A 23,717-nucleotide genomic window follows, 5' to 3' on the forward strand; every position below is an offset into this window, starting at 1 on the left:
GGGCGAACAGGATGACCTGTGCAGATGTTTCCAGAGGCCTGAAGGGTGCATTGTGTGATGTGTATCCGACAGACAGGAAGCCTGATTTCATCCAGGTTCATGCCTGGAGCCGGCGGTTCGGATATGGTGAAGTATGATACTATACAGGTGATATGAACGATGGGAAACAGAGGTTTCCAAAGGAGGATCTATGATCAAGCGAATCGGAATCCTTACATCCGGAGGCGACTCCCCCGGAATGAACGCTGCCATCCGCGCCGTGACCAGAGTCGGCATCAACAGCGGTCTTGAAGTCTTCGGCATCTACAACGGATACAAAGGCATGGTTGAGGGATATATCGAACCGCTTACAAAGGAAAGTGTGAGCGACATTGTCAACCGCGGCGGCACCATTCTCGGGTCTGCCCGCCTGCCTGAATTCAAGGACGAAGACGTGCGGAAGAAAGCCGTGAAGCAGCTGCAGAAGCGGGGAATCGAGGCAGTCGTGGTCATTGGCGGCGACGGTTCTTACCGCGGTGCACTGGAACTGACCCACATGGGAATCAACTGCATCGGCCTGCCGGGAACGATTGACAATGATATTACCTGCACAGATTACACAATCGGCTTCCAGACAGCGCTGGAAACGATTGTAGATGCCGTAGACAAACTGAAAGATACATCCAACTCACATCACCGCTGCTCCATTGTGGAGGTGATGGGAAACCGCTGCGGCGACCTGGCTCTGTGGTCCGGAATTGCAACCGGCGCGGAAATCATCGTCACGAGCGAGACTGGATTTGACGAGCAGGAAATCCTCGACAGACTTCGGGACTTAGACTTGATTCGCAAGAAAAAGCATGCGATTATCGTCATCAGTGAGAAGATCACTGATGTCCATCAGCTTGCCAAGAAAATCTCCCTGAACACCGGGTTCTCCGGCAGGGCAACGGTGCTCGGTCACATTCAGCGCGGCGGCTCGCCGTGCCCCTTCGACCGTATGCTCGCAAGCCAGATGGGAGAAAAGGCCGTGGACCTGCTCATGCAGGGCATTGGCGGCCAGTGTGTGTCAATCAGGGAAAACGTTGTGCAGGCATTCCCCATCGAGAAGGCCCTGTGCATGCCGGCTGAGAGCCGAAAGCCGCTGACAAACCTGTTTGAACGGCTGGGTTAGGAAACAAAAGTTTTATATAAGGGAATCGAAGGAAGGAAGAGGTTTTATGGAAAAGAAAACGAAGATCGTCTGCACGATCGGACCTGCCAGTGAAAATCCTGAAATGATCAAAAAGCTGGTCAATGAAGGAATGAACATTGCCCGTCTGAACTTCTCTCACGGAAGCTATGAAGAACAGGGCGCCCGCGTCAAGATGGTACGCGATGTTTCCAAGGAACTGAAGAAGCCCATCGGCATCCTGCTGGATACCAAGGGTCCGGAAATCCGCCTGGGAAACTTTGAAAACGGCGGCGTGGACTTTTCCGAGGGCGACAAAGTCACCATCGTGAATGAAGACGTCCTGGGTACGCGGGAAAAATTCCAGATCCGGTGCCCGGAACTGTTCAACGACGTGAAGGCCGGCGACTATATCCTGATGGATGACGGCAAGATGCGCGTGGATATCACGGATGTCGTGCCCGGCAAGGAAATTCTCGGCGTGGTGGCCAACCCCCACTTCCTGAAATCCAACAAGGGCTGCAATGTGCCCGGTGTCATTCTGTCCATGCCCTTCATCTCTCCCAAGGATGAGGCGGATATCCGGTTTGGTGCCCAGAATGATGTGGACTATATAGCCGCATCCTTCGTACGCCGCCGGGAGGATGTGCTGGCAATCCGGAAGATCCTGATCGATGAAGGCAAGGACCGGATCCAGATCATTCCGAAGATCGAGAACCAGGAAGGCTTTGACAACCTGCGCGACATTCTGGAGGTTTCCGACGGTGTCATGGTGGCCCGTGGTGACCTGGGTGTGAACGTATCCCTGGAATATGTGCCCATCTACCAGAAGCAGATGATCAAGATTGCCAATGAAATGGGCAAGCCGGTCATCACAGCGACACACATGCTGGAAAGCATGCAGGGCAACCCCCGGCCGACACGTGCCGAGGCGAGCGACGTGGCCAATGCCATCATGGACGGCACGGATGCGATCATGACCTCCGGTGAAACCGCTGCAGGTCTGTATCCGGCGGAATCCATCCACACGATGACCAAGATTGCCAACGCCATCGAGCCCATGATTCCCTACAAGGACATCCTGAAGAACTCCATCAAGACCAGTGCGCGGACCAACAACGATGCCATCGCCATTTCTGTTGCCGACACAGCACTGAACCTGGACATCAAGGCGATTGTCTGCTTCACGCAGTCCGGAAACTCCGCCAAGCGTCTGGCGAAGTTCCGTCCGGAAGCACCGATCATTGCGGTTTGTTTCGACGAAGTCACACAGCGGTCCCTGCTGCCGACCTTCGGCGTATTCCCCTATGTATCCGAGATCCAGAACACACCGGAAAACGATGTAAACCTGGCAAAGACCATTGCCCAGGGCTACGGCTTCAACAAAGGCGACCAGATCGTCGTTGTGGCCGGCTATCCGGTAGGCTCCGGTTCCACCAACATGATGCGGATCGTGGAGATCTAGCCAGATAGAACCCGACTATGACAAAGGGGCATTCCCTTGCGGAGTGCCGCTTTTGTGTGCATGGCATGACAGAATGTCTGCTGTCGGGTGATGCAGCGGGGCCCTGTCCTGCGGTGTTCTTTCCGTCTGTTCTCTGGTACACTATCCCATGACCATTCCTGCACAGGAGAACACAAAGGAGGGGGAAATCATGGTAAAGGCAAGCAGGGTGATGAATGTCCCCGCACAGGCCCTGTTCGATATGCTCATCGAGAGCGTCATCTACGATATCAAGCAGAGCACCGGCAAGACAGTGCGGCCGGCGAACTTCAAAAAAGGCACCAACTACCGCAAGCGGATCAAGACCAATGCCAAGGGCCAGAAGGGTGTCTCGGTGAAGGTCACAGTAACGGAGCTGGAGCCTCCCCGGATCTATGAGGCGAAATTTGAAGGCGGCAATGACAGCTATACGGTGATCCGGTATGAAATCGAGCAGCTGAGCGAAGAAGGGGACCAGGATGGAGATTACATCCGGGTAACGTACACCGAGGACTACAACGATGTGTCCAAAATGGCGAAACCGGTCCGCGGGTTCCAGAAGCTGATTGCAAAAAACAACTTCAAGCGGACGCTGAAGGGCATGGAAGAGTCCGTGAAGGAAAACATGAAGCTCAAGGAAGAGCGGGCGGCCGAAAAAGAGAATGCAAAAAATGGAGACAGTTCCTCAGACGGGGAATAGTCTCCATTTTTTTGCATTCACATCCAGACGGGAAAGACGGACGATCGCAGGCAGCCATCATCGGCTGTCACATAACCTCACCGTGAAAACTTGCCACGATCGGCATCAACCCGCACTGCCACGATCTCATTTGGCGGCGAGTATCCGTATCCTACTCAACGGCTTTCAGGGATTCCACCATTTCCACTTTCCGCAGGCGGAAGCGCATCACGAAATTGACCAGGAGTGCGAACAGTACCGTCAGGCCGAAGGCGAAGAGATAGGAGAGCGGGGAGATGATCCGTCCGAACATCACGTCATCCAGTTCGGCCAGGTTCATGATCAGCCGGTGCAGCCAGATCCCCAGAATCAGTCCGGTCCCGCCGCCGATCATGGCGAGAATCAGCGATTCGCGGTTCACATAGGCATCCACCTCCCGCTCGGTATACCCCAGGACCTTGATCGTGGCGATTTCCCGCATGCGTTCGGAGATGTTCACATTCGCAAGATTGTACAGCACCACGAAAGCCAGCATGGCAGCGGAAATCACCAGGACCACGACCACCATTTTGATGGATCCGATCATGTCCAGGAAATTCTGCTGGAGCTTTGAGTAGAAGGAAACAGACCGCACGTCGTCCAGCAGCATGATATTGCCCCCCAGAGCCTCTTCAAAGTCATCCGACTGATCGGATGTCTTCAGCAGATAGACATCCTGCGGCTGTTCCGCCACATGCCAGTCGTCAAAGGTTTTCTGCGATACATAAACCTGGTGTCCCACGTACTGTGAGAAGACATCTGCGACTGTGGTTTCCAGCTTCTGGTCATCGGCTGTCTCCAGGGTCAGTTTCGACCCGGCTTTCAGCCCCAGTTTTTCCGCCATTTTCTGCGACACCAGAGCGCCTTCTTCCGGAACGGTGAGCGGCTCTTTGTCGAGGCTGTCCAGATGCACGAAGTCAGTGAGTTTCTTCCCCTGTGTTCCATCAGGAATGATGTGCAGGGTCGCTGCCGCCTTATTGCCATCCATGTCCAGCGTCACGGGCAGATCCTGCTCCTCGTAGACTCCCGTCACGCCTTCCAGTTTCTTCAGCGGATCAGACAGGGCATCGTTGTCTGCTGTCACCGCCGCATCATACTGGTAAATGGCGCCAAACTGCTCCGATACAATGCTGGAAATCGAGTCGTTGATCCCGAATCCCGCCACCAGGAGGGCACTGCAGCCCGAAATGCCAATGACGGTCATGAAGAACCGCTTCTTGTACCGGAAAATGTTGCGCAGGGTGACTTTGTGCAGGAACGGGATCCGCTGCCAGATAGCCGGCACTTTCTCCAGCAGGATCTGTTTTCCTGCCACACCGGCTTTGGGCCGCATGAGCTGGCTGGGGACTTCCCGGAGCTCCCGGCCGATGGAAAACAGCGTGGTGACAAGGATCACCAGCGTCACACTGCCGGAGGCCAGGAGCATGAGTCCGGGCTGCCAGACGGTTTTGATGGTGTCAATGGTGTACATGGTGTTCCAGGCATAGAAGATGATGCAGGGGAACACCACCATGCCCACGGCGCAGCCCAGAATGGACCCCAGGATGGACGCGAGCAGGGAATACAGGATGTATTTCATGGCGATCTGCCACCAGGCATAGCCCAGGGCCTTGAGTGTGCCGATGGTGCTGCGCTGTTCGTCCACCATGCGGGTCATGGTTGTCATGCAGACCAGGGCTGCTACCAGGAAAAAGAACACCGGGAACACCGAGGCGATGCCATCCATGCGGTCGGCACAGGACTGATAGTCGCGATAGGAGTAGAACGAGTTGCGGTCCAGCACGATCCACTGCGGCTCCAGCTCATCAAGTTCCTTCTGTGCATCTTCGATCTTTTTCTGGCCCTTTTCGGTTTCTTCCTTCAGCTTTTTCTCCCCGTCTGCCAGCTCTGCCTTTGCTTTCGTGAGATCCCTGCGGCCCTGTTCAAGCTTCGCCTGCCCTGACTCGTACTGCCTTTCGTGGATGTTGAGCTCGTTCCGGGAAGTCTCCAGCTGGCTGCGGGAGGCATCGATCTGTGTCTGGGCGGCTTCCAGTTCCGGGAGCCGGGCTTCGGCTGCTCGAATCTGTGCCAGGCCGTCACTGACCTGCTTCTGCTTCGCGTTGAGATCCGCAATGGCTGCATCCGCTTCCTCCAGTCCGGCCTGTGCCGTCTGTTTCTGTGCTTCCAGCTGTGTTTTCTGCGCCTGCAGGTCTGCCGCTGTGTCCAGGGCGCCCTGCACCTGCGCAAGGGATGCCTGCAACTGCGCAAGCTGTGCTTTCATGGCCTGGGCAGCTTCCGGGTCAGTGCCTTCCACCGCTTCGATCTGGGTCTGTAGCGAGGCAATGCCGGTCTCCAGCTGCTGCTTCTGTGCTGCCAGCGCCGCTGTATCGATCTGCGCCAGCCCGGCATCGATCCGGGTGAGCCCTGCATTGATCTGGTCCAGCCCGGCCTGTGCCTGGTCCCGGCCTGTCTGTGCCTGTGTCAGTCCATCCCGGATCTGTGCCTGTGCCTGTTCGAGAGACGCCTTCTGTGCCTGCGCCTGGCGGATCTGGGCAAGACCGCTGCTGACCTGCTGCTGCGATCTGTCCAGCTGTGCCTGCCCCTGGTTCAGCTGCGCCCACCCGGCATCCAGCTGTGACCGGGAATCCGTCAGCGTTTTTTCGCTGTCTGCGATTTCAGCCTCGCCATCCCGGATCTGCTGTCGGGCATCCGCCAGCTGTTTTTCGCCCTTTTCCGTCTCTTCCTTCAGCTGCTGCCGGGCATCTGTCAGTTCCTGCCTCGGATCCTTCAACCGGGCCTCGATCCTGGCATCCGCGATGGCCTCCAGCTTTTTCACCACCGGATCCGTCACATCGAAATAGGCATCCGAGTAGGCGTCCAGCTCCCTGGCGCCGCTCACCGTCACATCCGCTTCCGTATAGTAGCCGGATTTCACGGCTGCTTCCGGCACAAACAGGAATCCGTCCACAGACCCCGAGCCGATGGCGGAAGTTCCTTTCTCGAAACTCAGGTACCGGGGCGTGAACCCTGTGCCAACAACGGTGTATTCTTCATGCTTCAGCGTATCCGACAGGGGATCCTTCGTGCCGGATTCGATGCGCACCTTGTCGCCGATTGCAAAGGTGCCCTTCAGGCCGCTTTCCATGCTGCCGCCTTCGATCAGGCACTCATCCGGTTTTTCCGGCAGCCGTCCCTCCTCCACCCGGATCAGGTTCATCTCCGGGTTTTCCGGCAGGGAAAACAGCTTCCATACCTGTTCTGACTTGTCGATCCGGACCAGGACATCCTGGTTGTACAGTCCCTGCACCGACTCGGCGCCGGGAACTTCACGCATGGCATCCAGATCTTGCCGGTCCAGTCCCAGGGTGGAGAAGACCTGGATGTCCTGCAGGCCATAGCGGTCGAAGTAGTCATCTGCACTGGCCTTCATATCCGGCGGACTGGCCTTGACCCCTGCAAAAAAGGCCACGCCCAGGGCCACAATCAGGAGGATGGAAAGAAACCGCCCCAGAGAGCGGCGGATCTCCACCAGTGTTTCCTTCAGCAGTACCGGCGGCATCAGTATTCGATCTCCCGGGCATCCACAGGATGAGGATTCATGGTCACGGACTCGATTTTTCCGGATTTCACATGAATGATTTTGTCCCCCATGGGCGCCAGCGCGCTGTTGTGTGTGATCATGACCACGGTTTTGCGGTTGTTCCGGCAGGTATCCTGCAGCACCTGCAGCACCTGCTTGCCTGTCTTGTAGTCCAGTGCGCCGGTTGGTTCGTCACAAAGGAGAAGCTTGGGATTTTTCACCAGTGCCCGGGCGATTGCCACTCGCTGCTGCTCACCGCCGGACAGCTGGCTGGGGAAGTTGGAGGCTCTGTCCGACAGGCCGACTGCCGCAATGGCCTCGTCAATGTCCAGGGGATCCTTCACGATCTGGGCCGCCAGTTCCACATTTTCCCGCAGCGTCAGGTTCTGCACCAGGTTGTAGAACTGGAACACGAACCCCACATCGCTGCGGCGATAGAGCGTCAGCTCCCGGTCATTGCAGGATTCGATGTTCTTTCCATCGACGACGATCTTCCCCGATGTGACGGTATCCATGCCGCCCAAAAGGTTCAGGACCGTGGATTTCCCGGCACCGGAGGCACCCAGGATGACCACAAATTCTCCTTCTTCTATGGAAAAGGAGACATCGTCCAGGGCATGGATGGCGACCTCTCCCATTTCGTATGTTTTTGAAACGTTTTCAAATTCTATGAAATCCGACATTTTCTCACGCTCCTTCTTGTATAGTAACAGCTTTGCCTGTATCGTAACAAGTTTACCAGTGGTTTGAGCCCGTGAACCAAAAAGACTATCATGAAGGTATAAAAGGAGTATCAACTATGAATGTACGAGTAATGACCGACAGTGGTTCCGGACTGACCAAAGCACAGGCCGAAGCCCTTGGCATGGACTATCTGCCCCTGCAGGTGACTGCTGGCGACAGTACATATCTCGACGGCATCGACCTGACGACAGACCGGCTCTACGACATGCTGGAGGCAGGCGACATGCCATCAACCAGCCTGCCGCCTCTGGGCATTGTCGAGGAACTGGCGGAAAAATATGAAGAGGAAGGCGTGACGGATGTGATGCTCATCACGCTGTCCAATGGCTTGTCCAGCACCAATTCCACCGTGACTGCGGCCTTGAAATCCCACGATATCAACGTCCACACCCTGGATCTTTACACCACACTGGGCGTGGAGTGGTATGCGGCCCAGGCCGCGGCACAGCTGGCAGCCGCAGGTGTGGCTCCCCAGGAAATCGTGACGCGCATCGCCGAAGCCATTGAAGACTCCAAAGGGTTCCTGATTCCCGAAGATCTGGATCACCTCGCAAAAGGCGGGCGTCTGACGCCGGTGGCCGCAAAACTGGGCGGCCTGCTCAAGATCCGCCCGATTCTGGAAGTGTCGAAGGCCTCCGAAGGAAAGGTGGATGTGTGGGACAAAGTCCGCACCACATCCAAGGCCATCAAAAAAGCAGCGGAACACATCCAGGAATCCCTGACCCCCGGAAAAGACTATGTCTTCTTCGTCCTGGACTCCCGCAATCCGGAAGGCGCAGCCCTGGCTGCAAAGGGCCTGGAAGAAAACGGGCCGGTGAAGATCCTGGAACAGCCGCTGTGTGCAGTCATTGCCAGCCACACCGGCATGCAGGCCGTGGGGCTGCAGTACATCCCGAAAATCGAGGGGGTTGAAGTATGAAAAAACTCGCATTCGTGACCGACTCCGGTTCCGGATTCTCCACAGAATACTGGTCCCGGGAAGGTATTTACTCTGTCCCTTTGCAGCTGGACATCGATGGCACGACCGCCGGGGACTATGAAACCGTGCAGCCGTCTGATATCGTGGAGAATCTGAAGAAGCAGATCCCCATGAAGACCTCCCTTCCAAGCCTCGGGGCCATCGAGGATCTCTTCGAAGACCTGAAAGCCAGAGGCTATGACGGTGTGTTCTGTGTCCCCATCTGCCGGGGGCTGTCGGGCACTCTCAACGCGATGGAACTTGCTGCCCGCAACCAGGATCTGGAATTCACGGGATTCGACACAGGCAGCACGGCGGTTCTGCAGGCTTACTGCATCCGAAAGGCAAAAAAGCTGTATGAAGAAGGGAAGGACATTCCGGACATCCTTGCGTTCCTGGACAAAGTCTGTGAAAAAGCCGACACCATTCTCCTGGTGGATGATCTGCAGCACATGAAGCGCGGCGGCCGTCTCACCGCCGCTGCGGCTCTGCTGGGCGGGCTGCTGAAAATCAAGCCTGTTCTGCACGTCAACTGCCAGACAGACGGAAAAGTGGATGTCCTGGGCAAAGTCCGGACTGTGTCCAAAGCCCAGGGGTTCGTCATTGACCGCCTGAAATCCCTCGGTGCCGGACCGGGATGGGACATCACGATTGCCCATGTCGGGGTTCCTGAACCCGCCGAAGCGTATGCGCAGAGGATCCGCGAGGCCATTCCGGGGATCACCACCCGCATCATTGACCTGGTCAGTGCGGTGGCTGTCCACACTGGCCTTGGCTGCCTGGCGGTGCAGGCCTTCGATCCCCAGGGCCAGCCCATCGAATACGACCTGACACAGGCCTAGACAATACAGCTGAACCAAAAGAAAAAGGAGCTTCCGTCAGCATGCGGAGGCTCCTTTGTGCTGGTGTGCCGAAGGCAGGGGAAATAGGCGTCAGTGCAGAAAAAAGCGGAGCCGCAGCCCCGTCTTATCTGATATTGTATTGATTCGCTGCAGCTGTCAGTCGTTTTCCATGCGGGATGCCTTTGCAAAGAGGAAGAACCCCAGCAGGAACAGAATCGAGATGCAGGCCACACCGAAGGACTGGTTGCCTGTTGCCTGAGTGACAATACCCACCACCAGCAGTCCCAGGAAGCTTGCGCCCTTGCCGCAGATGTCAAACAGACCGAAGTACTCTCCGGAGCGCTCCTCCGGGATGATCTTGGCGAAGTAGCTCCGGGACAGCGCCTGGATGCCTCCCTGGAAACAGCCGACACAGAATGCCAGGAACCAGAACTCCCAGAGTTGATCGAGCTGCACTGCGAAGCACGCAATCAGGAAGTAGGCAATGATGCAGATCTTGATGAGCTTCGCCGTATCCTTTTTCTTCGAGAGCACCGCAAAGATCAGACTGGCCGGGAATGCCACGACCTGTGTCAGGAGCAGTGCCAGCAGCAGACCTGTTGTGTCCAGCCCCAGACTGGCCCCGTAGGCTGTTGCCATGTCGATGATGGTGTATACGCCATCGATATAGAAGAAAAAGGAAAGCAGGAATATGAAGATCTTCCTGTGGTCCTTCACACTGCTCAGGGTGTGGCCCAGACGTGCGAAGGAATCGGAAATGATGTGCCGTTCCGGCTTGATGGAAGACTTCTGTCTGTATCCTCTCAGCAGCGGCAGCGTGAACAGGATCCACCATGCGGCGTTGAGCAGGAACGTGATGATCATGGCTGTGTGCATCGTGATGCCGATCTTGTCGTAAAGCAGCACAAACACCAGAGAGATAAGGAACGGGATCACACTGCCGATGTAGCCCCAGGCATAGCCTTTGGTGGAAACGGCATCCATCCGCTCGGGAGTGGTGACATCCACGAGCATGGAGTCATACACGACCAGGGACAGGCTGTAGCAGACCTTGCCGGCTATGTACAGCACCAGGAAGGAAAGCCAGGAGCCCGGCATCCAGAAGCAGGCCAGGGCCAGGGCCCCAAGCAGGGCAGACCCCAGGAAGATTTTCTTCTTGTTGCCCTCGAAATCCGCAAGGGTTCCCAGGACCGGTCCGGCGAAGGCCACGATCAGCGTGGAAATGCTGGTGGCGTAGGACCAGTAGGAAAGGTAAGTGGATTCGGCCAGGCCCGCGGACGTGGCCAGAGAATTGAAATAAATCGGCAGTATGGTGGATACCAGCAGGATGAATGCGGAGTTGCCAATGTCATAGCAGACCCACTGCAGTTCCCTGCGTGTCAGTTTTGTATTCATGCGCTTTCACCTTCTTGTCCTTGTCGGTTTGAGTGTAACACGGTTCGACAGGCTGCCATCGGAGCGGGGAACACAAAAAGACCACAATGCGGCAGGAAAGCGGTTAGATGGGATGAGAGTGGTACCACTGTCACCCACTGTTGCCGAAAGGAGGCAGTCTGTGGTTGAAGCGGAGGGCTTGTTCATGTATGATAATCAGGCAAGTTTATGTGCTTGCTCTCTGTCTTTCATGAAAGAAAGACCAAAGACCAAAGGGAGGTGTACCAAGTGAAAAAGTACGAAATCATGTATATCGTGAATGCGAACGTGGATGATGCTGCATTTGATGCCCTGGAAAAGCGTCTGTATGCTCCCATCACCGAGAACGGCGGTTCCATTGACAAAATCGACAACTGGGGCCTGCGTGAATTCGCCTACGAGATCGACCACATGAAAAAAGGACACTATGTTGTAGTGAACGTGACTGCAAACAATGCAGGAATCGAGGAATTCGAGCGTCTGAGCCGGATCAACCCGAACGTCATCCGCACCATGGTGATCAAGACAGAAGACGAAGAGTAAATCATGGTCAACAGCGTGGTTCTGATCGGCCGGCTGACCAAGGATCCCGAGCTTCGCACCACGGGGTCCGGCACGCCTGTCGTATCCTTCACCCTGGCGGTCAACCGCCGGTTCAAGTCCCAGGGACAGCCCGAAGCTGATTTCATCAACTGTGTGGCATGGAACAAAACCGCCGAGACGATGGCCCGCTACCTGCACAAGGGAAGCCTGATCGCCATCACCGGCCGGATCCAGACCCGGAACTACGAGAACCAGCAGGGGCAGCGTGTGTATGTGACTGAAGTCGTGGCCGACAGCTTCGATTTCCTGGAATCCAAGAACGCCGCAGGCGCACAGCAGGGCCAGTATGGTCAGAATTCCTACGGCCAGAACAGTTACAGCAGCCAGAACTATGGCGGCATGCAGGGACAGAATTATGGTGCCCCGGATGCAGGCCAGACCAGTTATTCAAACAATCAGGGCGGTTACGGAAACGACCGTTCTTCGGCCGGATACAGTTCGGCTTCCAGTTTCGGAGGCGGGCGCCAGGCCAACCCTTATGCATCGCAGGCAGCTGACGATCTGTCCAGCGGGTACGGCAGTGACGAGACCCTGGACGTAAGCGCCGACGATCTTCCCTTTTAGAAAGGAGAACCAACATGGCATTCAAAAAACAGCGGATGGGCCGCAAGAAGGTCTGCTACTTCACAAAGAACAAGATCAAGTCCATCGACTACAAAGATACAGAGCTGCTGAAGCGTTTCATCAACGCCAACGGCAAAATCATTCCGCGCCGCGTGACCGGTACCCGTGCAAAATATCAGCGGATGCTGGCTACCGCCATCAAGCGCGCACGTCAGATGGCTCTGCTGCCTTACGTGGTGGACTAGTCCCGAGAAGACAAACCAGGTCCGGAGAAATCCGGGCTTTTTTTATGGATCTGCCTTCCATGTAACAGATGAGCCGGAACATGCATCCGGCTCATTCTTCTGGCCAGACCACAGGCAGTGAGAAAAAGAGCGGGCAGAGACGGTTGCGTCATCCATCAGTGCTTCCGGCTGAACAGACTGTCCTGGACCTTTCTGCCTTGTGCCGCCTGCCGCCGTGTCCGGCAGGCCTGTAACGGAAAACCGCCTGTTTGCGGTTTCTCGGCACTGAATTCCATATTATAATGCTGTCCATGAATACTGGAAAACACGTGCAAGTCACCACACGCAATGTCACACGGGGAGCCATGGCCGCTGCAATTTACGCACTGCTGCTGTTTTTGAACCAGCAGACGGCCCTGGGAATCGAGACAGCCATGCCCTGGCTGTTCATCTTCCCCATTTATGTATATTCCGCAGCTTCACCCCTCCAGGCATCCTTTCCCTGTGCGCTGGCCATGATCCTGGAAACATTCCTGTTCGGGGGATTCACCACCTGGTTTTATTCCTGGACAGGCATCCTCTCCGGATTCCTGACGGGTGCTGCCATCCGGAGGGGACTGTCCGGTCAGCTGCGGCTGGGGATCCTGTTTGTCTGTCAGTTTGTCGGCAATCTGTTCACGATGTTTCTCTGGGCGGGAATTTTTGGCATGGACATCACGGAAGATTTTGCGATGATCCGGGGATTCATTCCCTGGCTGGACATGAAGGTGTTCATCGTGATTTTCTGCGCCGTGCTGTCGGTCATGACAGCGGTCTGTGTGAATCTGCTGGGCGCCGCACTCCTGCAGCGGCTGCACATTCCATGCCCTCCCATCACCCCGGTCTCCCGGATCCGGCCAAACCGGACACTGGTCTGGCTCTCCATTGCCTCCGTGATCCTGTTTGTCGTTTGCCCGAGTGTGATAGTATGGAAAGAAGAGGCCAGAAACTGGCTCCTTCCTGCGGTGATGTGCGCCATGATGTACCTGGACTATCTGGGATGCGTGCGCTTCCTGCAGAAATGTGTGGCTACAGGTCACCGGAGCTGGGCTCCCGTGGCCGTGATCGGCGCCTTTGTGCCCGGACTCCAGCTGCTCTGGGTGATCCAGGGCATGCTGTGGGGGCTGCAGAAACCGGGCGTGAATGCCTGACAGAGGGATTTTATGAAATATTACACCAAGTGGCGGGACGGCTTTTTCACCGCTTCCGCTCTGGCGGCGGCACTGGCCGTGTTCCTTATATATCAGAAGCTGTATGTGTCGGCGGGGGTGGTCCTGCTCGTGGCTGCCGTGTTCCTGGGCTGTTTTCTGGGGTTCTGGAAGGAACTGCGGAAACGGGGCGTGCAGACAGAAATCGACATCACGCGGGTACTGGGCAAGGACGCCAAGGATGCCCTGCGCTTCGGCAATATCGGTATCCTGACCTACAACGACGAATTCGTATGCACCTGGGAGTCCGATTTCTTCACTGACCGGAAAATCAACCTGGTGAACCGGAAACTGACTGCCTGGATGGACAACATCCGGGACCTGGTGGACGAGGAAGTCGATACAGTGACCGGCGAGGCGGATGGCCGGATCTACGAAGTCAGCCGCAAGCAGGACGGGCAGCTGCTCTATGTGCAGGATGTCACGGAACTCTCCACGCTGCGCCGCAAGCTTCATGACCGGCAGGTGGTGGTGGGTCTCATGCAGCTGGACAACTACCTGGAATATCAGTCCTATGAAAACGAGGATATCCTTGCCGCCATCAACACTCAGCTGCGCGGACCCCTGGTCACCTGGGCCAAGGACAACGGCATGCTGCTGCGGCGGGTGCGGGCAGACCGGATTTTTGTGGTCTGTGACCGCAAGATCCTGCGGAAGGTGCGCCGGAACAACCTGAGCATCCTGCAGGAAGTCAAGGACAAGGCCAGGGCCATGGATGTATCCATCACCCTGTCCATGGCCTTCGCCTATGGAACGAGACACTTCACGGAACTGGACAACATGCTCAATGACCTCATCGAGCTGGCGCAGAGCCGAGGGGGAGACCAGTGTGCAATCCAGGAAGCAGGGAAGGAAATCGAGTACATCGGCGGAAACTCCGAGTCCAGTTCCCAGCGGTCCAAGGTCCGCGTGCGGATCATGGCCAATGCCATTTCCGATGCGATCCGGGACTCCGGATCCGTCTACATTGCCGGACATGTCAATACGGATTATGACTGCATGGGGGCAGCCATGGCTGTCTCCAACTGGGTGCGATCCCAGGGAAAGCAGGCCTTCATTGTCCTGAAGGACATTCCCAGGGACCGGCAGCTGCAGGAAACCATGGACCGGTACGCGAAAAGTATAACGGAACGGGATGTGTTCCTGACCCCGGAAGAGGCCCGGGAGCGGATGGACATGGAAAAGGACCTGCTGGTCATGGTGGACCACTCCGTGCCGGAAATCTCCAGTGCCAGGGACTTCCTGGAAGAGGCAGGCCGCATTGCGGTGATCGACCATCACCGCCGGGGGGATTCCTTTGTGAAAAACCCCATGATCACGTATGTGGAGTCGCAGTCATCCAGCACGGCGGAGCTTGTGACGGAACTGCTGCAGAACATTCCGCGGCATGTACCGATTTTCGAGGCGGAAGCCACGATCATGTACCTGGGACTGCTGGTGGACACCAACCGGTTCAAGATGCATACATCGGCCCGCACCTTCGAAACCGCGGCCGTGCTGCGGTCCTGGGGGGCCAATGTCCAGGAGGCGGAGGAAGCCCTGACAGAGGATATGGATCTCTATCTGGAAAAGGCGCAGCTGGTATCCGGAGCCGAACAGTATCTGGACAAGTACATGATCGCCGTGGCTAGCCAGCCTACGGACCGCACCATGATTTCTCAGACCTCGGATGCCATGCTCAAGATCCGCGGCATCGAGGCCAGCTTCACCATTGCACCCGATCCGGATGAACCGTCCACATCCCGGATTTCCGCCCGAAGCATCGGCCGGGTGAACGTGCAGCGGATCATGGAAAAAATGGGCGGAGGCGGCCACTTTGCCGCAGCTGCCTGCCAGCTGGACAACACCACTGTCCAGCAGGCAAAAGAACAGTTGATGAAAACGATAGAGGAGGATACAGACCATGAAAGTGATCCTGCTTAAGGATGTAAAAAAAGTCGGCAAGGCCGACGAGCTGAAGGAAGTCAGCGATGGCTATGCACGCAACTTCCTGATTCCGAAGGGACTGGCCATGGCGGCCAGCCCGGCAAACCTCAAAGCCTACGAACAGGAAATGCAGAAACGCGCTGCCAATGAAGCCGAACTGAAAAAGCAGGCAGAGAAAACCGCAGAGGAACTCAAGGGTGTGACGCTGGAGTTCCAGCTCTCGCAGGGAGCAGGCGGCCATGTCTTCGGGACCATTTCCTCGAAACAGATCGCCGTGGCCCTTGCACAGAAGGGCTTCCCGGTGGAAAAGCGCAAGATCATGATGACCGACCCCGTGGATTCCCTGGGAACCACGAAGGTGAAGATCGACCTGTATCACGGCCAGGTCATCGGTGAAGTGGACGTGCACGTCAGCGCAAAGAACTAATGGCAGACAGAATGCCCAACGCCCAGGTCATGGAACAGTCCCTCCTGGGCTCTTTGCTTGTGTATCCAAGCGTCATGACCGACTGCCAGGACCTGGGACTGCAGCCGGAGGAATTCTACATCCCCGGACACCAGACGCTGTATGCGGCGATGCAGGACCTGGATGCCACAGGCAAGGCACTGGATCTCAACAGCGTGGCTCTGCGCCTGCAGGAAAAGGGACAGCTGGAGGCCGCCGGCGGGCTGGACTACATCATTGCCCTGGTGGATGGTGCCGTGAGCAGCGCCGGGGTGAAGACCTATATTGAAACGATCCAGGACAAGTACCAGTTGCGGCGTCTGATCGAGACCGCCGACGAGATCCGGGAAACCGCGATGGAGTCGGCGGACAGCCTGGATGACATCCTGTCGCAGAGCGAATCCGCGGTGATGGATGTGACAAGACGGACACGCGGCACGGACTTCCTGTCTTCGCGGGAGATCGTGGACCGGGTGCTGGAACAGCTCAAGGAGCTGCGCAACACATCCGGGATCACGGGAATCAAGACCGGCTACACGGATCTGGACCGCATGACCAACGGCTTCCAGCGGGGAGACCTGATCATTCTCGCTGCCCGTCCTGCGATGGGAAAATCCGCCCTGGCCCTGAACCTGGCGGTCCAGGCAGCCAGACGCAATCCCGGGGCTGTGGCTGTCTTCTCCCTGGAAATGCCGGCGGATTCCATCATGAAGCGTATGCTGTCCAGTGAATCCAGGGTCCAGTCAGGCAAGCTGCGGGATGGCCGGCTGTCCAACGATGAAATGAACCGGCTGTTTGAAGCCGGCAACGGCCTGGCGGAATCCCTGATCTATCTGGATGACACCGGCAGCATCAAGGTCAACCAGATTTTCTCGAAATGCCGCAAGCTCAAGTCCGAGCAGGAGAGCCTGTCCATGATCGTCATCGACTACCTTCAGCTGATCACGGGATCCAGGTCGGATTCCCGCCAGCAGGAAGTCTCAGAGATTTCCCGGAGCCTGAAGATCCTGGCCAAGGAAATGGACTGCCCGGTGATTGCCCTGTCCCAGCTCTCCCGGAAAGTCGAGGACCGGACCGGGCATGAACCCCAGCTGTCGGACCTGCGTGAATCAGGATCCATCGAACAGGATGCGGACATCGTTATGTTCCTGTACCGGGAAAACTACTATGACAAGGACAAGGAAGCCCAGGAGCAGATCGAAGTCGTGGACCTGTCCCTGGCCAAGCACCGGAACGGTGCCATCGGCCGGATCCAGCTCGCCTTTGAAAAAGGCGTGTCGCGGTTCACGAATTACGCCAGTTCGAGGGGAGATGATGTGCATGCGGGTTGATGTGCTGTGTTCGGGCTCGAAAGGCAACAGCTGTCTGGTGACATCAGGCAGTGCCCGGCTCCTGATTGACTGCGGAAGCACTAAGCGCTACCTCACCCAGGCACTGACACAGGTGGACGTGAAGCCGGAGGATCTCATGGCGGTGCTTATCACCCACAGTCACTCTGACCACATCTCCCAGCTGAAGATGGTGCAGGATCTGCCGCTGTTTTCCTGCTGCGATCTGAAGGAAGGGCAGAAAAAGCACCGGATCATGCCTGGGGACTGGTTCATTCTCGGACCCTTCAAAATCACGGTAGTGGGCCTCTCCCATGATTCCCCTGGCGGGTGTGTGGGATACGTGATCGACGATGGCATCAGCCGGCTGGTCTACGTGACCGATACCGGGTTTGTGCCCAATGCAGCCCGGGAGCTGCTTTCGGGGGCCGATGCCTATGTTTTTGAGTCCAATCATGATGTGGCCACGCTCATGGCCACAAACCGGCCGATGTACCTGAAACAGCGCATCCTCTCGGATTCCGGTCACCTGAACAACGAAGACAGTGCCCAGTGCCTGTCACAAATCGTGACAGGAAACACGAAGCACGTGATTCTGGCCCATCTCTCGGATGAAGCCAATACACCGGAGATGGCGCTCGATGCCTTTCATGACGGCTTCCAAAAGCGGGGACTGAATGATTCAGCCATCGATGTCCAGTGTGCAAAGCAGAAAATCATCACGTCCACCAAAGAGTTCTGAGGCTGCAGCTGTCGGAACTTTTTTCTGTCCGGGGAGGGAGCGGGCATCTGGAAGGAGACTGGCCTGAAACAGTTGTAAAATATCCGCGTTCATCTGCAGTGATGGACTAAGTTTCACACAGACCGCATCGGCCGGATCTGCCGGCCTGCAGCCAATGCGGTCTGTGTATTCCACAAGGCACTCTGGTATAATGAGACCGGAAAATCGAGGTAATAAGTATGCTTCATGTAATTGATCATCCTCTGATCCGTCACAAGCTGACGGTCATGCGTGACAGGAACACGGGAACCAAGGATTTCCGGGAGAACCTGGACGAAATCGGAAGCCTCATGGTGTATGAAGTCACCCGGGACCTGCCTGTGGCGGATGTGGAAATCGAAACCCCCATCTGTTCCTATACAGCCAAGACACTGGAGTCTCCCGTGGTCGTCGCTCCGATTCTTCGTGCCGGCCTGGGCATGGTCAGTGGCATCCTGTCCCTGATCCCCACGGCAAAAGTCGCACACATCGGTCTGTACAGGGATGAAAAGACTCTGGAACCCCACACGTATTTCGAGAAGTATCCCCCCAACATCGAGGAAGCCACGGTGCTGATCGTGGATCCCATGCTGGCCACCGGCGGCAGTGCCAACGCCGCCATTGACATGGTGAAGCGCCAGGGAGCGAAGAACATCAAGCTGGTGTGCCTGGTGGGTGCACCGGAGGGTGTCAAGGCAGTGGAACGCGAACATCCGGATGTGGACATCTACCTGGCGGCTCTGGATGAGAAACTGAACGAAAACGGCTATATCGTACCGGGTCTCGGCGACGCCGGCGACCGGATCTTCGGCACGAAATGAAGCCCGCGAAGTTTCCCGGGTTTCTGCTTGCGAACATCCTGGTGGCGCTGCTGGTCGGCTACCTGCTGGATTCCTGGCTGCACACCTCTCCGGTGTTCATCGTGGCGGGTGTCCTGTATGCGGTGATCGGCTCCATCATTCTGCTTGTGTGGCATGCCAGACAGAACAACGGATGAACTGCGGCAGCAGTTCGGCACCATCTCCCGGATCTCACTGGTCCTGGGGGCTGCAGGAAGCCTGGCGGCCCTGTTCTGGGGCCTGAAGGCAGTCTGCGGCGTATGGGCCGGGCTGTTCATGTGCCTGGCGGGACTGGCCATGATCCAGACCTGGGCTGTCCGGGGCACTTTCACGAAAATGTCCGGTTTCAAAAGCTACGCCGGGCGGTATATTTTTTATGGCCTCGTCATCGCCGCCTGCCTGTGGCTGGGTGTGCCGGTGCTGAGTCTTGTCGCGGGCATCGCGCTGCAGAAAGCCGCGCTGGTGATATACCCGCTGCTGGGAAAGGAGGATGTTGATGGACCCCGCTATGATTAGCGCCATTGAGATCCATTTGGGCGGCTTCACACTGGAAATCCAGCAGTCGATTCTGGTCTGGCTGATCCTCTGTGTGCTCTTCGCCTTCTTCTTCTGGTTCGCAGGCAGGAAAATCGAACAAGCCGATCCGTCCAGGGCCCCGAAAGGCCTGGTCTATGTCTGCGAGGAGATCTACAATCTCATTCTGTACGTGGTGCAGGGCAACCTGAAGGAAACCACTGCCCGCTACATTCCGTTTTTTGGCACCCTGATCATCATGATGCTTGTCAGCAACCTGACAGGCCTTGTGGGCCTGCAGAACCCCACGAGCAACGTCAGCTTCAATGCCACGCTGGCCCTGACGCTGTGGGTCATGATCCAGGGAAGCGCCATCCGCAAGGCTGGTCTGAAGGCCCGGATGAAGGAACTCACGGAACCCATGTGGCTGTTGACGCCGCTGAACATCATCGGCGAGCTGGCCCTGCCGATTTCGCTGACCATGCGTCTGTTCGGCAACATTCTGGCGGGTTCTATCATCACGCTGCTGGTCTACACGCTGATCAAGAACATCGCGCCCTGGGGTTATCTGGGGCTGACGCTCACTCCCTTCCTTCACATGTATTTCGATATTTTCTCGGGTGTGATCCAGACATACATCTTCTTCACCCTGGGGTCCTATTTCCTGGGACAGCAGGTATCGAAGGAAGCGGACTGAAACACAAATCAAGGAGGACAATGATTTATGGAAGTATTCAATGAGTTTTTCGTACAGGGCATGGCACTGCTGGGTGCCGGCATAGCCATGGTTGCCGGTCTTGGTCAGGGTATCGGACAGGGATTTGCAGCGGGCAAAGGCGCGGAAGCCGTAGGCCGCAACCCTGAAGCATCCGGCAAGATCCAGTCCATCATGGTACTGGGTATTGCGCTGGCTGAAACCACCGGCATTTACTCTCTGGTTATCGCGATCCTGCTGATTTTCATCAAGGGATAAACCTGAATGGTCGACTTCAATATTGACAACTATCTGCGAATCTCGCCGACGGATGTCATTCTGGTTCTGATTTCGACCGCCCTGATCATTCTGTTCGCAAAGCATTTCTTCTGGGACAAGCTCACGGCGTTCATCAAAAAGCGCCAGGACCTGATCCAGGAAAACATCGACAGCTCCGAACGCCTCAGACAGCAGGCGCTGGAGGAAAAGGCTGTCTATGACAGAAAAATGCAGGATGCCGGCAAGGAGGCCCATGCCATGATCGAAGAGGCGAAGGCCCAGGCCGGGGAAGAGAAAGCCGAGATCCTGGCCCAGGCAAAGAGCCAGGCCGACCGGATGCGGCAGGCTGCGGCGGAAGACATTGTCAGGGAACAGCGCAGGGCGGAAAAGGACATGGCCACAGCCATCAGCAGCGTGGCTCTTTCCGCAGCGGAGGCTCTGGTGAAAAAGGAAGCAGACGACGAAGTGCGTGCGGATTTTGTCGCAGACTTTATCCGGCAGGCGCAAGAGGATGACAGATGGCAGACTCACTGATGCCCTATGTGCAGGCGCTGTATGAGTCAGCTGCCGAGGCAGGAAGCACAGAGGCGGTGGAAAAGGATCTGGAGCAGCTGGATGCTGTCCTGAAACAGAACCAGGACTACACGGCCATGCTGGGTCATCCGGGTGTGACCAGGGAGCAGAAGGCAGCCTGGCTGACGGAACTGACCGCCGGTGCAGAGCCGCTGCTGACGACGTTTCTGACGATCCTGGCCCATCACGGTCTGGCGGGACTGATCTCCGGTCTGTATGCCGCCTGGAAAGACTGTGTCAGACAGGCCAACGAAATAGAGACGGTGCTGGTGGAAACACCTGCACCGCTGTCCGCGAAAGACGAAGCGGCTCTGACAGCCATGCTGGAGTCCCGTCTGAAGCGAAAGATCGAGCTCACGGTCCGGGTGGAACCGGATCTCATCGCGGGACTGCGTGTCAGGGCCCGGGACCTGGTCCTGGACAACACCGTGCGCAGCCGTCTGAATACGATGCGTGAACAGCTCGTGGAAAGCAGGTGAAGGTATGAGTTTGAATCCGGCAGAGATCACAAAGCTGATCAAAGCCCAGATACAGAATGCCGGGCAGGACCTGGAGATGTCGGAGAGCGGCACTGTGCTCAGTGTCGGCGACGGCATAGCCACGGTTTACGGCCTCAAAGACGCCATGATGAGCGAGCTGCTCATCTTCCCGCATGATGTCTATGGCATGGTCATGAACCTGGAGGAAGACCAGGTCGGTGCCGTGCTCATGGGTGAAAACTACGACATCAAGGAAGGCGACCTTGTCAAGCGCACGGGAAAAATCGTTGAAGTGCCCGTGGGCGACGGCATGATCGGACGGGTGGTCAACGCCCTGGGGCAGCCCATTGACGGACAGGGTCCCATCGAATACACAAAGGAACGCCCGGTTGAGCGGGTGGCTCCCGGTGTCATGACCCGGAAGAGTGTTTCGGTCCCCCTGCAGACGGGCCTGAAAATCATCGACTCCATGATCCCCATCGGCCGCGGCCAGCGTGAGCTGATCATCGGCGACCGGCAGACAGGAAAGACCGCAATTGCCATTGACGCGATCCTGAACCAGAAGGACCAGGACGTGCTCTGCATTTATGTCGCCATTGGCCAGAAGGCCAGCACGGTGGCACAGATCGTGGAAAAGCTCAAGCAGTATGGCGCCATGGACTACACGACGGTTGTGGCTTCCACGGCCAGTGAACCGGCACCCCTGCAGTACATTGCACCCTATGCCGGCTGTGCGATCGGCGAAGAGTGGATGGAAAACGGAAAGGACGTGCTGATTGTCTACGACGATCTGTCCAAGCACGCCGTTGCCTACCGGACCATGTCGCTGCTGCTGCGCAGACCTCCCGGACGTGAAGCCTACCCCGGTGATGTATTCTACCTGCACTCCAGGCTCCTGGAGCGTGCGGCGAGGCTGAATGAGGAAAACGGAAACGGCTCTCTGACGGCGCTGCCGATCATCGAGACACAGGCGGGGGACATTTCGGCATATATCCCGACAAATGTCATTTCCATCACCGACGGCCAGATCTTCCTGAAGACCGAGCTGTTCAATGAAGGCATCCGACCGGCAGTGGATTCCGGTCTGTCGGTATCCCGTGTCGGATCTGCCGCCCAGATCAAGGCCATGAAGCAGGTCTCCAGTTCCCTGAAGCTGGAACTGGCGCAGTTCCACGAAATGGAATCCTTTGCGAAATTCGGGTCCGACCTGGATGCTGCCACGACGGAAGTGCTCAACCAGGGTGAAAAGGTGACGCAGCTGCTGATCCAGCCGCAGTACAAGCCCATGCCGGTGGAACAGCAGGTGCTGGAACTCTTCACATCGAAGTACCGCTACCTGAAGAAGGTGCCGGCCCACCTGGTTCAGAAATATGAAGACGGCATGATTTCCTACATCAAGCGAGAATATCCCTATATCATTGACCAGATCCGCCGAGACCAGGCGCTGGACAACGAACTCATCGCGCAGACAAAGACCGCGCTGGATGCCTGGACGCAGTCGTTCCTGCAGACAGAAGGCATCGCCGATGGCGGCAAGTAGACAGGACATCAAGGCGCGCATCGCTTCGGTGGACTCGACGAAAAAAATCACCAAGGCAATGCAGCTGGTGGCCAGCAGCAAGCTGACCAGACAGCGGGAGCGCATGGAAGCAAACCGGACCTATGCCAAGGCCATGCATGAACTGTTTGACAGAATCTGCGAGGGCATGGGAAAACGATCTGTCTGGGTGACCCCGGCAGAAGGAAAACCGGCGGTGGTGTTTGTGATCACGAGCGACATGGGGCTTTGCGGCGGCTACAATGCCAATGTATGCCGGACTGTGGCTGCGGATCTCGACCCCAGGGATGAAATCGTGGTGATTGGTTCCAGGGGCGCTGCCTGGTTTGGCTCGCATCCCGGATATCACATCCTGGATACTGTTGCGGATCTCAATGACGATGACGCCTATCTGGTGCTCTCCAAGCTCATGGATGACGCCCTGCACCGGTATGAAGCAGGCGAGATCTCGAAGATCCAGGTCCTGTACACGCATTACAAAAACACGCTGACCTTTGTCCCGACTCTGGTCACGATCCTGCCGGTCGCACCGCAGGCGGCAAAAACCGGTGGTGCGGATACGATCTATGAACCGTCCCAGGCGGCAATGACGGACAAAGTCATTCCCATGGCAGCCAGAAGCCTGCTGTATTCCCTGTATCTCGAGAGCAAGACCTCGGAACAGGCGAGCCGGCGCATGGCCATGGAAAGCGCCACAGACAACGCCACGGAGCTGCAGGAACAGCTGGAGCTGGAATACAACCGGATCCGCCAGGGTGCGATCACGCAGGAGATCACGGAGATCGTCAGCGGCGCCAACGCGCTTGTATAAGAAGGAG

25 protein-coding genes are annotated in these 23,717 nt (G+C 56.9%); 22 read left to right on the top strand and 3 right to left on the bottom strand.

The genetic code is table 11. From position 1 onward, the window contains the following. The first annotated feature begins 190 nt into the window (after nt 1-190). The 3 genes from pfkA to aalo17_RS03360 all read left to right on the top strand — a co-directional run bounded on the left by pfkA (nt 191) and on the right by aalo17_RS03360 (nt 3,333). Entirely contained in the window at nt 191-1,153 is a 963-nt protein-coding gene (gene pfkA / locus aalo17_RS03350) for a 6-phosphofructokinase (protein ID WP_067555596.1), read from the top strand. A gap of 46 nt (nt 1,154-1,199) precedes the next feature. After that, nucleotides 1,200-2,615: a pyruvate kinase gene (pyk, locus tag aalo17_RS03355; protein ID WP_067555598.1), complete on the top strand. Its 1,416-nt coding sequence runs from the start codon at nt 1,200-1,202 to the stop codon at nt 2,613-2,615. A 190-nt stretch (nt 2,616-2,805) separates the two neighbouring features. Then, a complete protein-coding gene (locus aalo17_RS03360; protein ID WP_158507697.1) occupies nt 2,806-3,333 on the top strand; it encodes a DUF3284 domain-containing protein in 528 nt (175 codons plus the stop codon). A 151-nt stretch (nt 3,334-3,484) separates the two neighbouring features. On the opposite strand, the gene aalo17_RS03365 is transcribed toward aalo17_RS03360, so the two are convergent. Further along, complete coding sequence (locus tag aalo17_RS03365) at nt 3,485-6,889, bottom strand: FtsX-like permease family protein (RefSeq protein WP_067555601.1); 3,405 nt, start codon at nt 6,887-6,889, stop codon at nt 3,485-3,487. Beyond that, on the bottom strand, nt 6,889-7,593 hold the full coding sequence (locus aalo17_RS03370) for an ABC transporter ATP-binding protein (RefSeq protein ID WP_067555602.1): 705 nt from the start codon (nt 7,591-7,593) through the stop codon (nt 6,889-6,891). Before aalo17_RS03370 ends, aalo17_RS03365 begins: the two co-directional genes overlap by 1 nt. Nucleotides 7,594-7,709: 116 nt before the next feature. Here aalo17_RS03370 and aalo17_RS03375 point away from each other — a divergent pair, with 116 nt between their 5' ends. Continuing rightward, nucleotides 7,710-8,573: a DegV family protein gene (locus tag aalo17_RS03375; protein ID WP_067555605.1), complete on the top strand. Its 864-nt coding sequence runs from the start codon at nt 7,710-7,712 to the stop codon at nt 8,571-8,573. Beyond that, a complete protein-coding gene (locus aalo17_RS03380; protein ID WP_067555608.1) occupies nt 8,570-9,454 on the top strand; it encodes a DegV family protein in 885 nt (294 codons plus the stop codon). The genes aalo17_RS03375 and aalo17_RS03380 overlap by 4 nt, the downstream gene beginning before the upstream one ends. Before the next feature lie 156 nt (nt 9,455-9,610). Here aalo17_RS03380 and aalo17_RS03385 read toward each other — a convergent pair whose 3' ends face one another. Continuing rightward, complete coding sequence (locus aalo17_RS03385; protein WP_067555611.1) at nt 9,611-10,849, bottom strand: MFS transporter; 1,239 nt, start codon at nt 10,847-10,849, stop codon at nt 9,611-9,613. A gap of 267 nt (nt 10,850-11,116) precedes the next feature. Here aalo17_RS03385 and rpsF point away from each other — a divergent pair, with 267 nt between their 5' ends. From rpsF to atpG, 17 genes are all read left to right on the top strand, one after another. Further along, nucleotides 11,117-11,410 (top strand): 30S ribosomal protein S6, encoded by a 294-nt coding sequence (gene rpsF / locus aalo17_RS03390; protein WP_067555613.1) that lies wholly within the window; start codon nt 11,117-11,119, stop codon nt 11,408-11,410. A gap of 3 nt (nt 11,411-11,413) precedes the next feature. After that, on the top strand, nt 11,414-12,034 hold the full coding sequence (locus aalo17_RS03395) for a single-stranded DNA-binding protein (RefSeq protein ID WP_067555616.1): 621 nt from the start codon (nt 11,414-11,416) through the stop codon (nt 12,032-12,034). Nucleotides 12,035-12,048: 14 nt separating this feature from the next. Next, entirely contained in the window at nt 12,049-12,279 is a 231-nt protein-coding gene (gene rpsR / locus aalo17_RS03400; protein ID WP_067555619.1) for a 30S ribosomal protein S18, read from the top strand. A gap of 290 nt (nt 12,280-12,569) precedes the next feature. Beyond that, on the top strand, nt 12,570-13,448 hold the full coding sequence (locus aalo17_RS03405) for a YybS family protein (protein WP_143385528.1): 879 nt from the start codon (nt 12,570-12,572) through the stop codon (nt 13,446-13,448). A gap of 12 nt (nt 13,449-13,460) precedes the next feature. Further along, nucleotides 13,461-15,428 carry a GGDEF domain-containing protein gene (locus aalo17_RS03410; RefSeq protein ID WP_067555626.1) on the top strand — a complete coding sequence of 656 codons (1,968 nt, stop codon included), beginning with the start codon at nt 13,461-13,463 and terminating at the stop codon, nt 15,426-15,428. Then, complete coding sequence (gene rplI, locus aalo17_RS03415; RefSeq protein ID WP_067555629.1) at nt 15,409-15,858, top strand: 50S ribosomal protein L9; 450 nt, start codon at nt 15,409-15,411, stop codon at nt 15,856-15,858. The genes aalo17_RS03410 and rplI overlap by 20 nt, the downstream gene beginning before the upstream one ends. Further along, a complete protein-coding gene (gene dnaB / locus aalo17_RS03420) occupies nt 15,858-17,207 on the top strand; it encodes a replicative DNA helicase (RefSeq protein ID WP_067555631.1) in 1,350 nt (449 codons plus the stop codon). Before rplI ends, dnaB begins: the two co-directional genes overlap by 1 nt. Then, a complete protein-coding gene (locus aalo17_RS03425) occupies nt 17,197-17,946 on the top strand; it encodes an MBL fold metallo-hydrolase (protein WP_067555635.1) in 750 nt (249 codons plus the stop codon). The genes dnaB and aalo17_RS03425 overlap by 11 nt, the downstream gene beginning before the upstream one ends. A gap of 218 nt (nt 17,947-18,164) precedes the next feature. Next, entirely contained in the window at nt 18,165-18,785 is a 621-nt protein-coding gene (upp, locus tag aalo17_RS03430) for a uracil phosphoribosyltransferase (protein WP_067555638.1), read from the top strand. Continuing rightward, the gene (locus aalo17_RS03435) at nt 18,782-18,961 is read left to right on the top strand and encodes an AtpZ/AtpI family protein (protein WP_067555641.1); all 180 of its coding nucleotides are present in this window, start codon (nt 18,782-18,784) and stop codon (nt 18,959-18,961) included. Before upp ends, aalo17_RS03435 begins: the two co-directional genes overlap by 4 nt. Next, on the top strand, nt 18,939-19,319 hold the full coding sequence (locus tag aalo17_RS03440; protein WP_067555643.1) for a hypothetical protein: 381 nt from the start codon (nt 18,939-18,941) through the stop codon (nt 19,317-19,319). The genes aalo17_RS03435 and aalo17_RS03440 overlap by 23 nt, the downstream gene beginning before the upstream one ends. Beyond that, nucleotides 19,300-20,013, top strand: coding sequence for a F0F1 ATP synthase subunit A (gene atpB, locus aalo17_RS03445; RefSeq protein ID WP_067555645.1), 714 nt, complete (start codon nt 19,300-19,302; stop codon nt 20,011-20,013). Before aalo17_RS03440 ends, atpB begins: the two co-directional genes overlap by 20 nt. 27 nt (nt 20,014-20,040) lie before the next feature. Further along, nucleotides 20,041-20,289 carry an ATP synthase F0 subunit C gene (gene atpE, locus aalo17_RS03450; RefSeq protein ID WP_067555647.1) on the top strand — a complete coding sequence of 83 codons (249 nt, stop codon included), beginning with the start codon at nt 20,041-20,043 and terminating at the stop codon, nt 20,287-20,289. Between the two features lie 6 nt (nt 20,290-20,295). Next, nucleotides 20,296-20,823, top strand: a complete 528-nt coding sequence (gene atpF / locus aalo17_RS03455; RefSeq protein WP_067555650.1) for a F0F1 ATP synthase subunit B — start codon at nt 20,296-20,298, stop codon at nt 20,821-20,823. After that, a complete protein-coding gene (gene atpH / locus aalo17_RS03460; protein ID WP_067555653.1) occupies nt 20,808-21,341 on the top strand; it encodes an ATP synthase F1 subunit delta in 534 nt (177 codons plus the stop codon). The genes atpF and atpH overlap by 16 nt, the downstream gene beginning before the upstream one ends. Nucleotides 21,342-21,345: 4 nt before the next feature. Continuing rightward, nucleotides 21,346-22,881, top strand: a complete 1,536-nt coding sequence (gene atpA, locus aalo17_RS03465; protein WP_067555656.1) for a F0F1 ATP synthase subunit alpha — start codon at nt 21,346-21,348, stop codon at nt 22,879-22,881. Then, nucleotides 22,868-23,710 carry an ATP synthase F1 subunit gamma gene (atpG, locus tag aalo17_RS03470; RefSeq protein ID WP_067555659.1) on the top strand — a complete coding sequence of 281 codons (843 nt, stop codon included), beginning with the start codon at nt 22,868-22,870 and terminating at the stop codon, nt 23,708-23,710. Before atpA ends, atpG begins: the two co-directional genes overlap by 14 nt. Nucleotides 23,711-23,717 lie beyond the last annotated feature (7 nt).

The sequence above is a fragment of the Faecalibaculum rodentium genome (assembly GCF_001564455.1).
In the GTDB taxonomy this organism is placed as follows: Bacteria; Bacillota_I; Bacilli_A; order Erysipelotrichales; family Erysipelotrichaceae; genus Faecalibaculum; species Faecalibaculum rodentium.

Bases quoted from the DNA above. Each gene is read 5' to 3' on its own strand.
- pfkA (WP_067555596.1), top strand. From the start codon at position 191: ATGATCAAGCGAATCGGAATCCTTACATCCGGAGGCGACTCCCCCGGA.
- pyk (WP_067555598.1), top strand. From the start codon at position 1,200: ATGGAAAAGAAAACGAAGATCGTCTGCACGATCGGACCTGCCAGTGAA.
- aalo17_RS03360 (WP_158507697.1), top strand. From the start codon at position 2,806: ATGGTAAAGGCAAGCAGGGTGATGAATGTCCCCGCACAGGCCCTGTTC.
- aalo17_RS03365 (WP_067555601.1), bottom strand. From the start codon at position 6,889: ATGCCGCCGGTACTGCTGAAGGAAACACTGGTGGAGATCCGCCGCTCT.
- aalo17_RS03370 (WP_067555602.1), bottom strand. From the start codon at position 7,593: ATGTCGGATTTCATAGAATTTGAAAACGTTTCAAAAACATACGAAATG.
- aalo17_RS03375 (WP_067555605.1), top strand. From the start codon at position 7,710: ATGAATGTACGAGTAATGACCGACAGTGGTTCCGGACTGACCAAAGCA.
- aalo17_RS03380 (WP_067555608.1), top strand. From the start codon at position 8,570: ATGAAAAAACTCGCATTCGTGACCGACTCCGGTTCCGGATTCTCCACA.
- aalo17_RS03385 (WP_067555611.1), bottom strand. From the start codon at position 10,849: ATGAATACAAAACTGACACGCAGGGAACTGCAGTGGGTCTGCTATGAC.
- aalo17_RS03395 (WP_067555616.1), top strand. From the start codon at position 11,414: ATGGTCAACAGCGTGGTTCTGATCGGCCGGCTGACCAAGGATCCCGAG.
- rpsR (WP_067555619.1), top strand. From the start codon at position 12,049: ATGGCATTCAAAAAACAGCGGATGGGCCGCAAGAAGGTCTGCTACTTC.
- aalo17_RS03405 (WP_143385528.1), top strand. From the start codon at position 12,570: ATGAATACTGGAAAACACGTGCAAGTCACCACACGCAATGTCACACGG.
- aalo17_RS03410 (WP_067555626.1), top strand. From the start codon at position 13,461: ATGAAATATTACACCAAGTGGCGGGACGGCTTTTTCACCGCTTCCGCT.
- rplI (WP_067555629.1), top strand. From the start codon at position 15,409: ATGAAAGTGATCCTGCTTAAGGATGTAAAAAAAGTCGGCAAGGCCGAC.
- dnaB (WP_067555631.1), top strand. From the start codon at position 15,858: ATGGCAGACAGAATGCCCAACGCCCAGGTCATGGAACAGTCCCTCCTG.
- aalo17_RS03425 (WP_067555635.1), top strand. From the start codon at position 17,197: ATGCGGGTTGATGTGCTGTGTTCGGGCTCGAAAGGCAACAGCTGTCTG.
- upp (WP_067555638.1), top strand. From the start codon at position 18,165: ATGCTTCATGTAATTGATCATCCTCTGATCCGTCACAAGCTGACGGTC.
- aalo17_RS03435 (WP_067555641.1), top strand. From the start codon at position 18,782: ATGAAGCCCGCGAAGTTTCCCGGGTTTCTGCTTGCGAACATCCTGGTG.
- aalo17_RS03440 (WP_067555643.1), top strand. From the start codon at position 18,939: ATGCCAGACAGAACAACGGATGAACTGCGGCAGCAGTTCGGCACCATC.
- atpB (WP_067555645.1), top strand. From the start codon at position 19,300: ATGGACCCCGCTATGATTAGCGCCATTGAGATCCATTTGGGCGGCTTC.
- atpE (WP_067555647.1), top strand. From the start codon at position 20,041: ATGGAAGTATTCAATGAGTTTTTCGTACAGGGCATGGCACTGCTGGGT.
- atpF (WP_067555650.1), top strand. From the start codon at position 20,296: ATGGTCGACTTCAATATTGACAACTATCTGCGAATCTCGCCGACGGAT.
- atpH (WP_067555653.1), top strand. From the start codon at position 20,808: ATGGCAGACTCACTGATGCCCTATGTGCAGGCGCTGTATGAGTCAGCT.
- atpA (WP_067555656.1), top strand. From the start codon at position 21,346: ATGAGTTTGAATCCGGCAGAGATCACAAAGCTGATCAAAGCCCAGATA.
- atpG (WP_067555659.1), top strand. From the start codon at position 22,868: ATGGCGGCAAGTAGACAGGACATCAAGGCGCGCATCGCTTCGGTGGAC.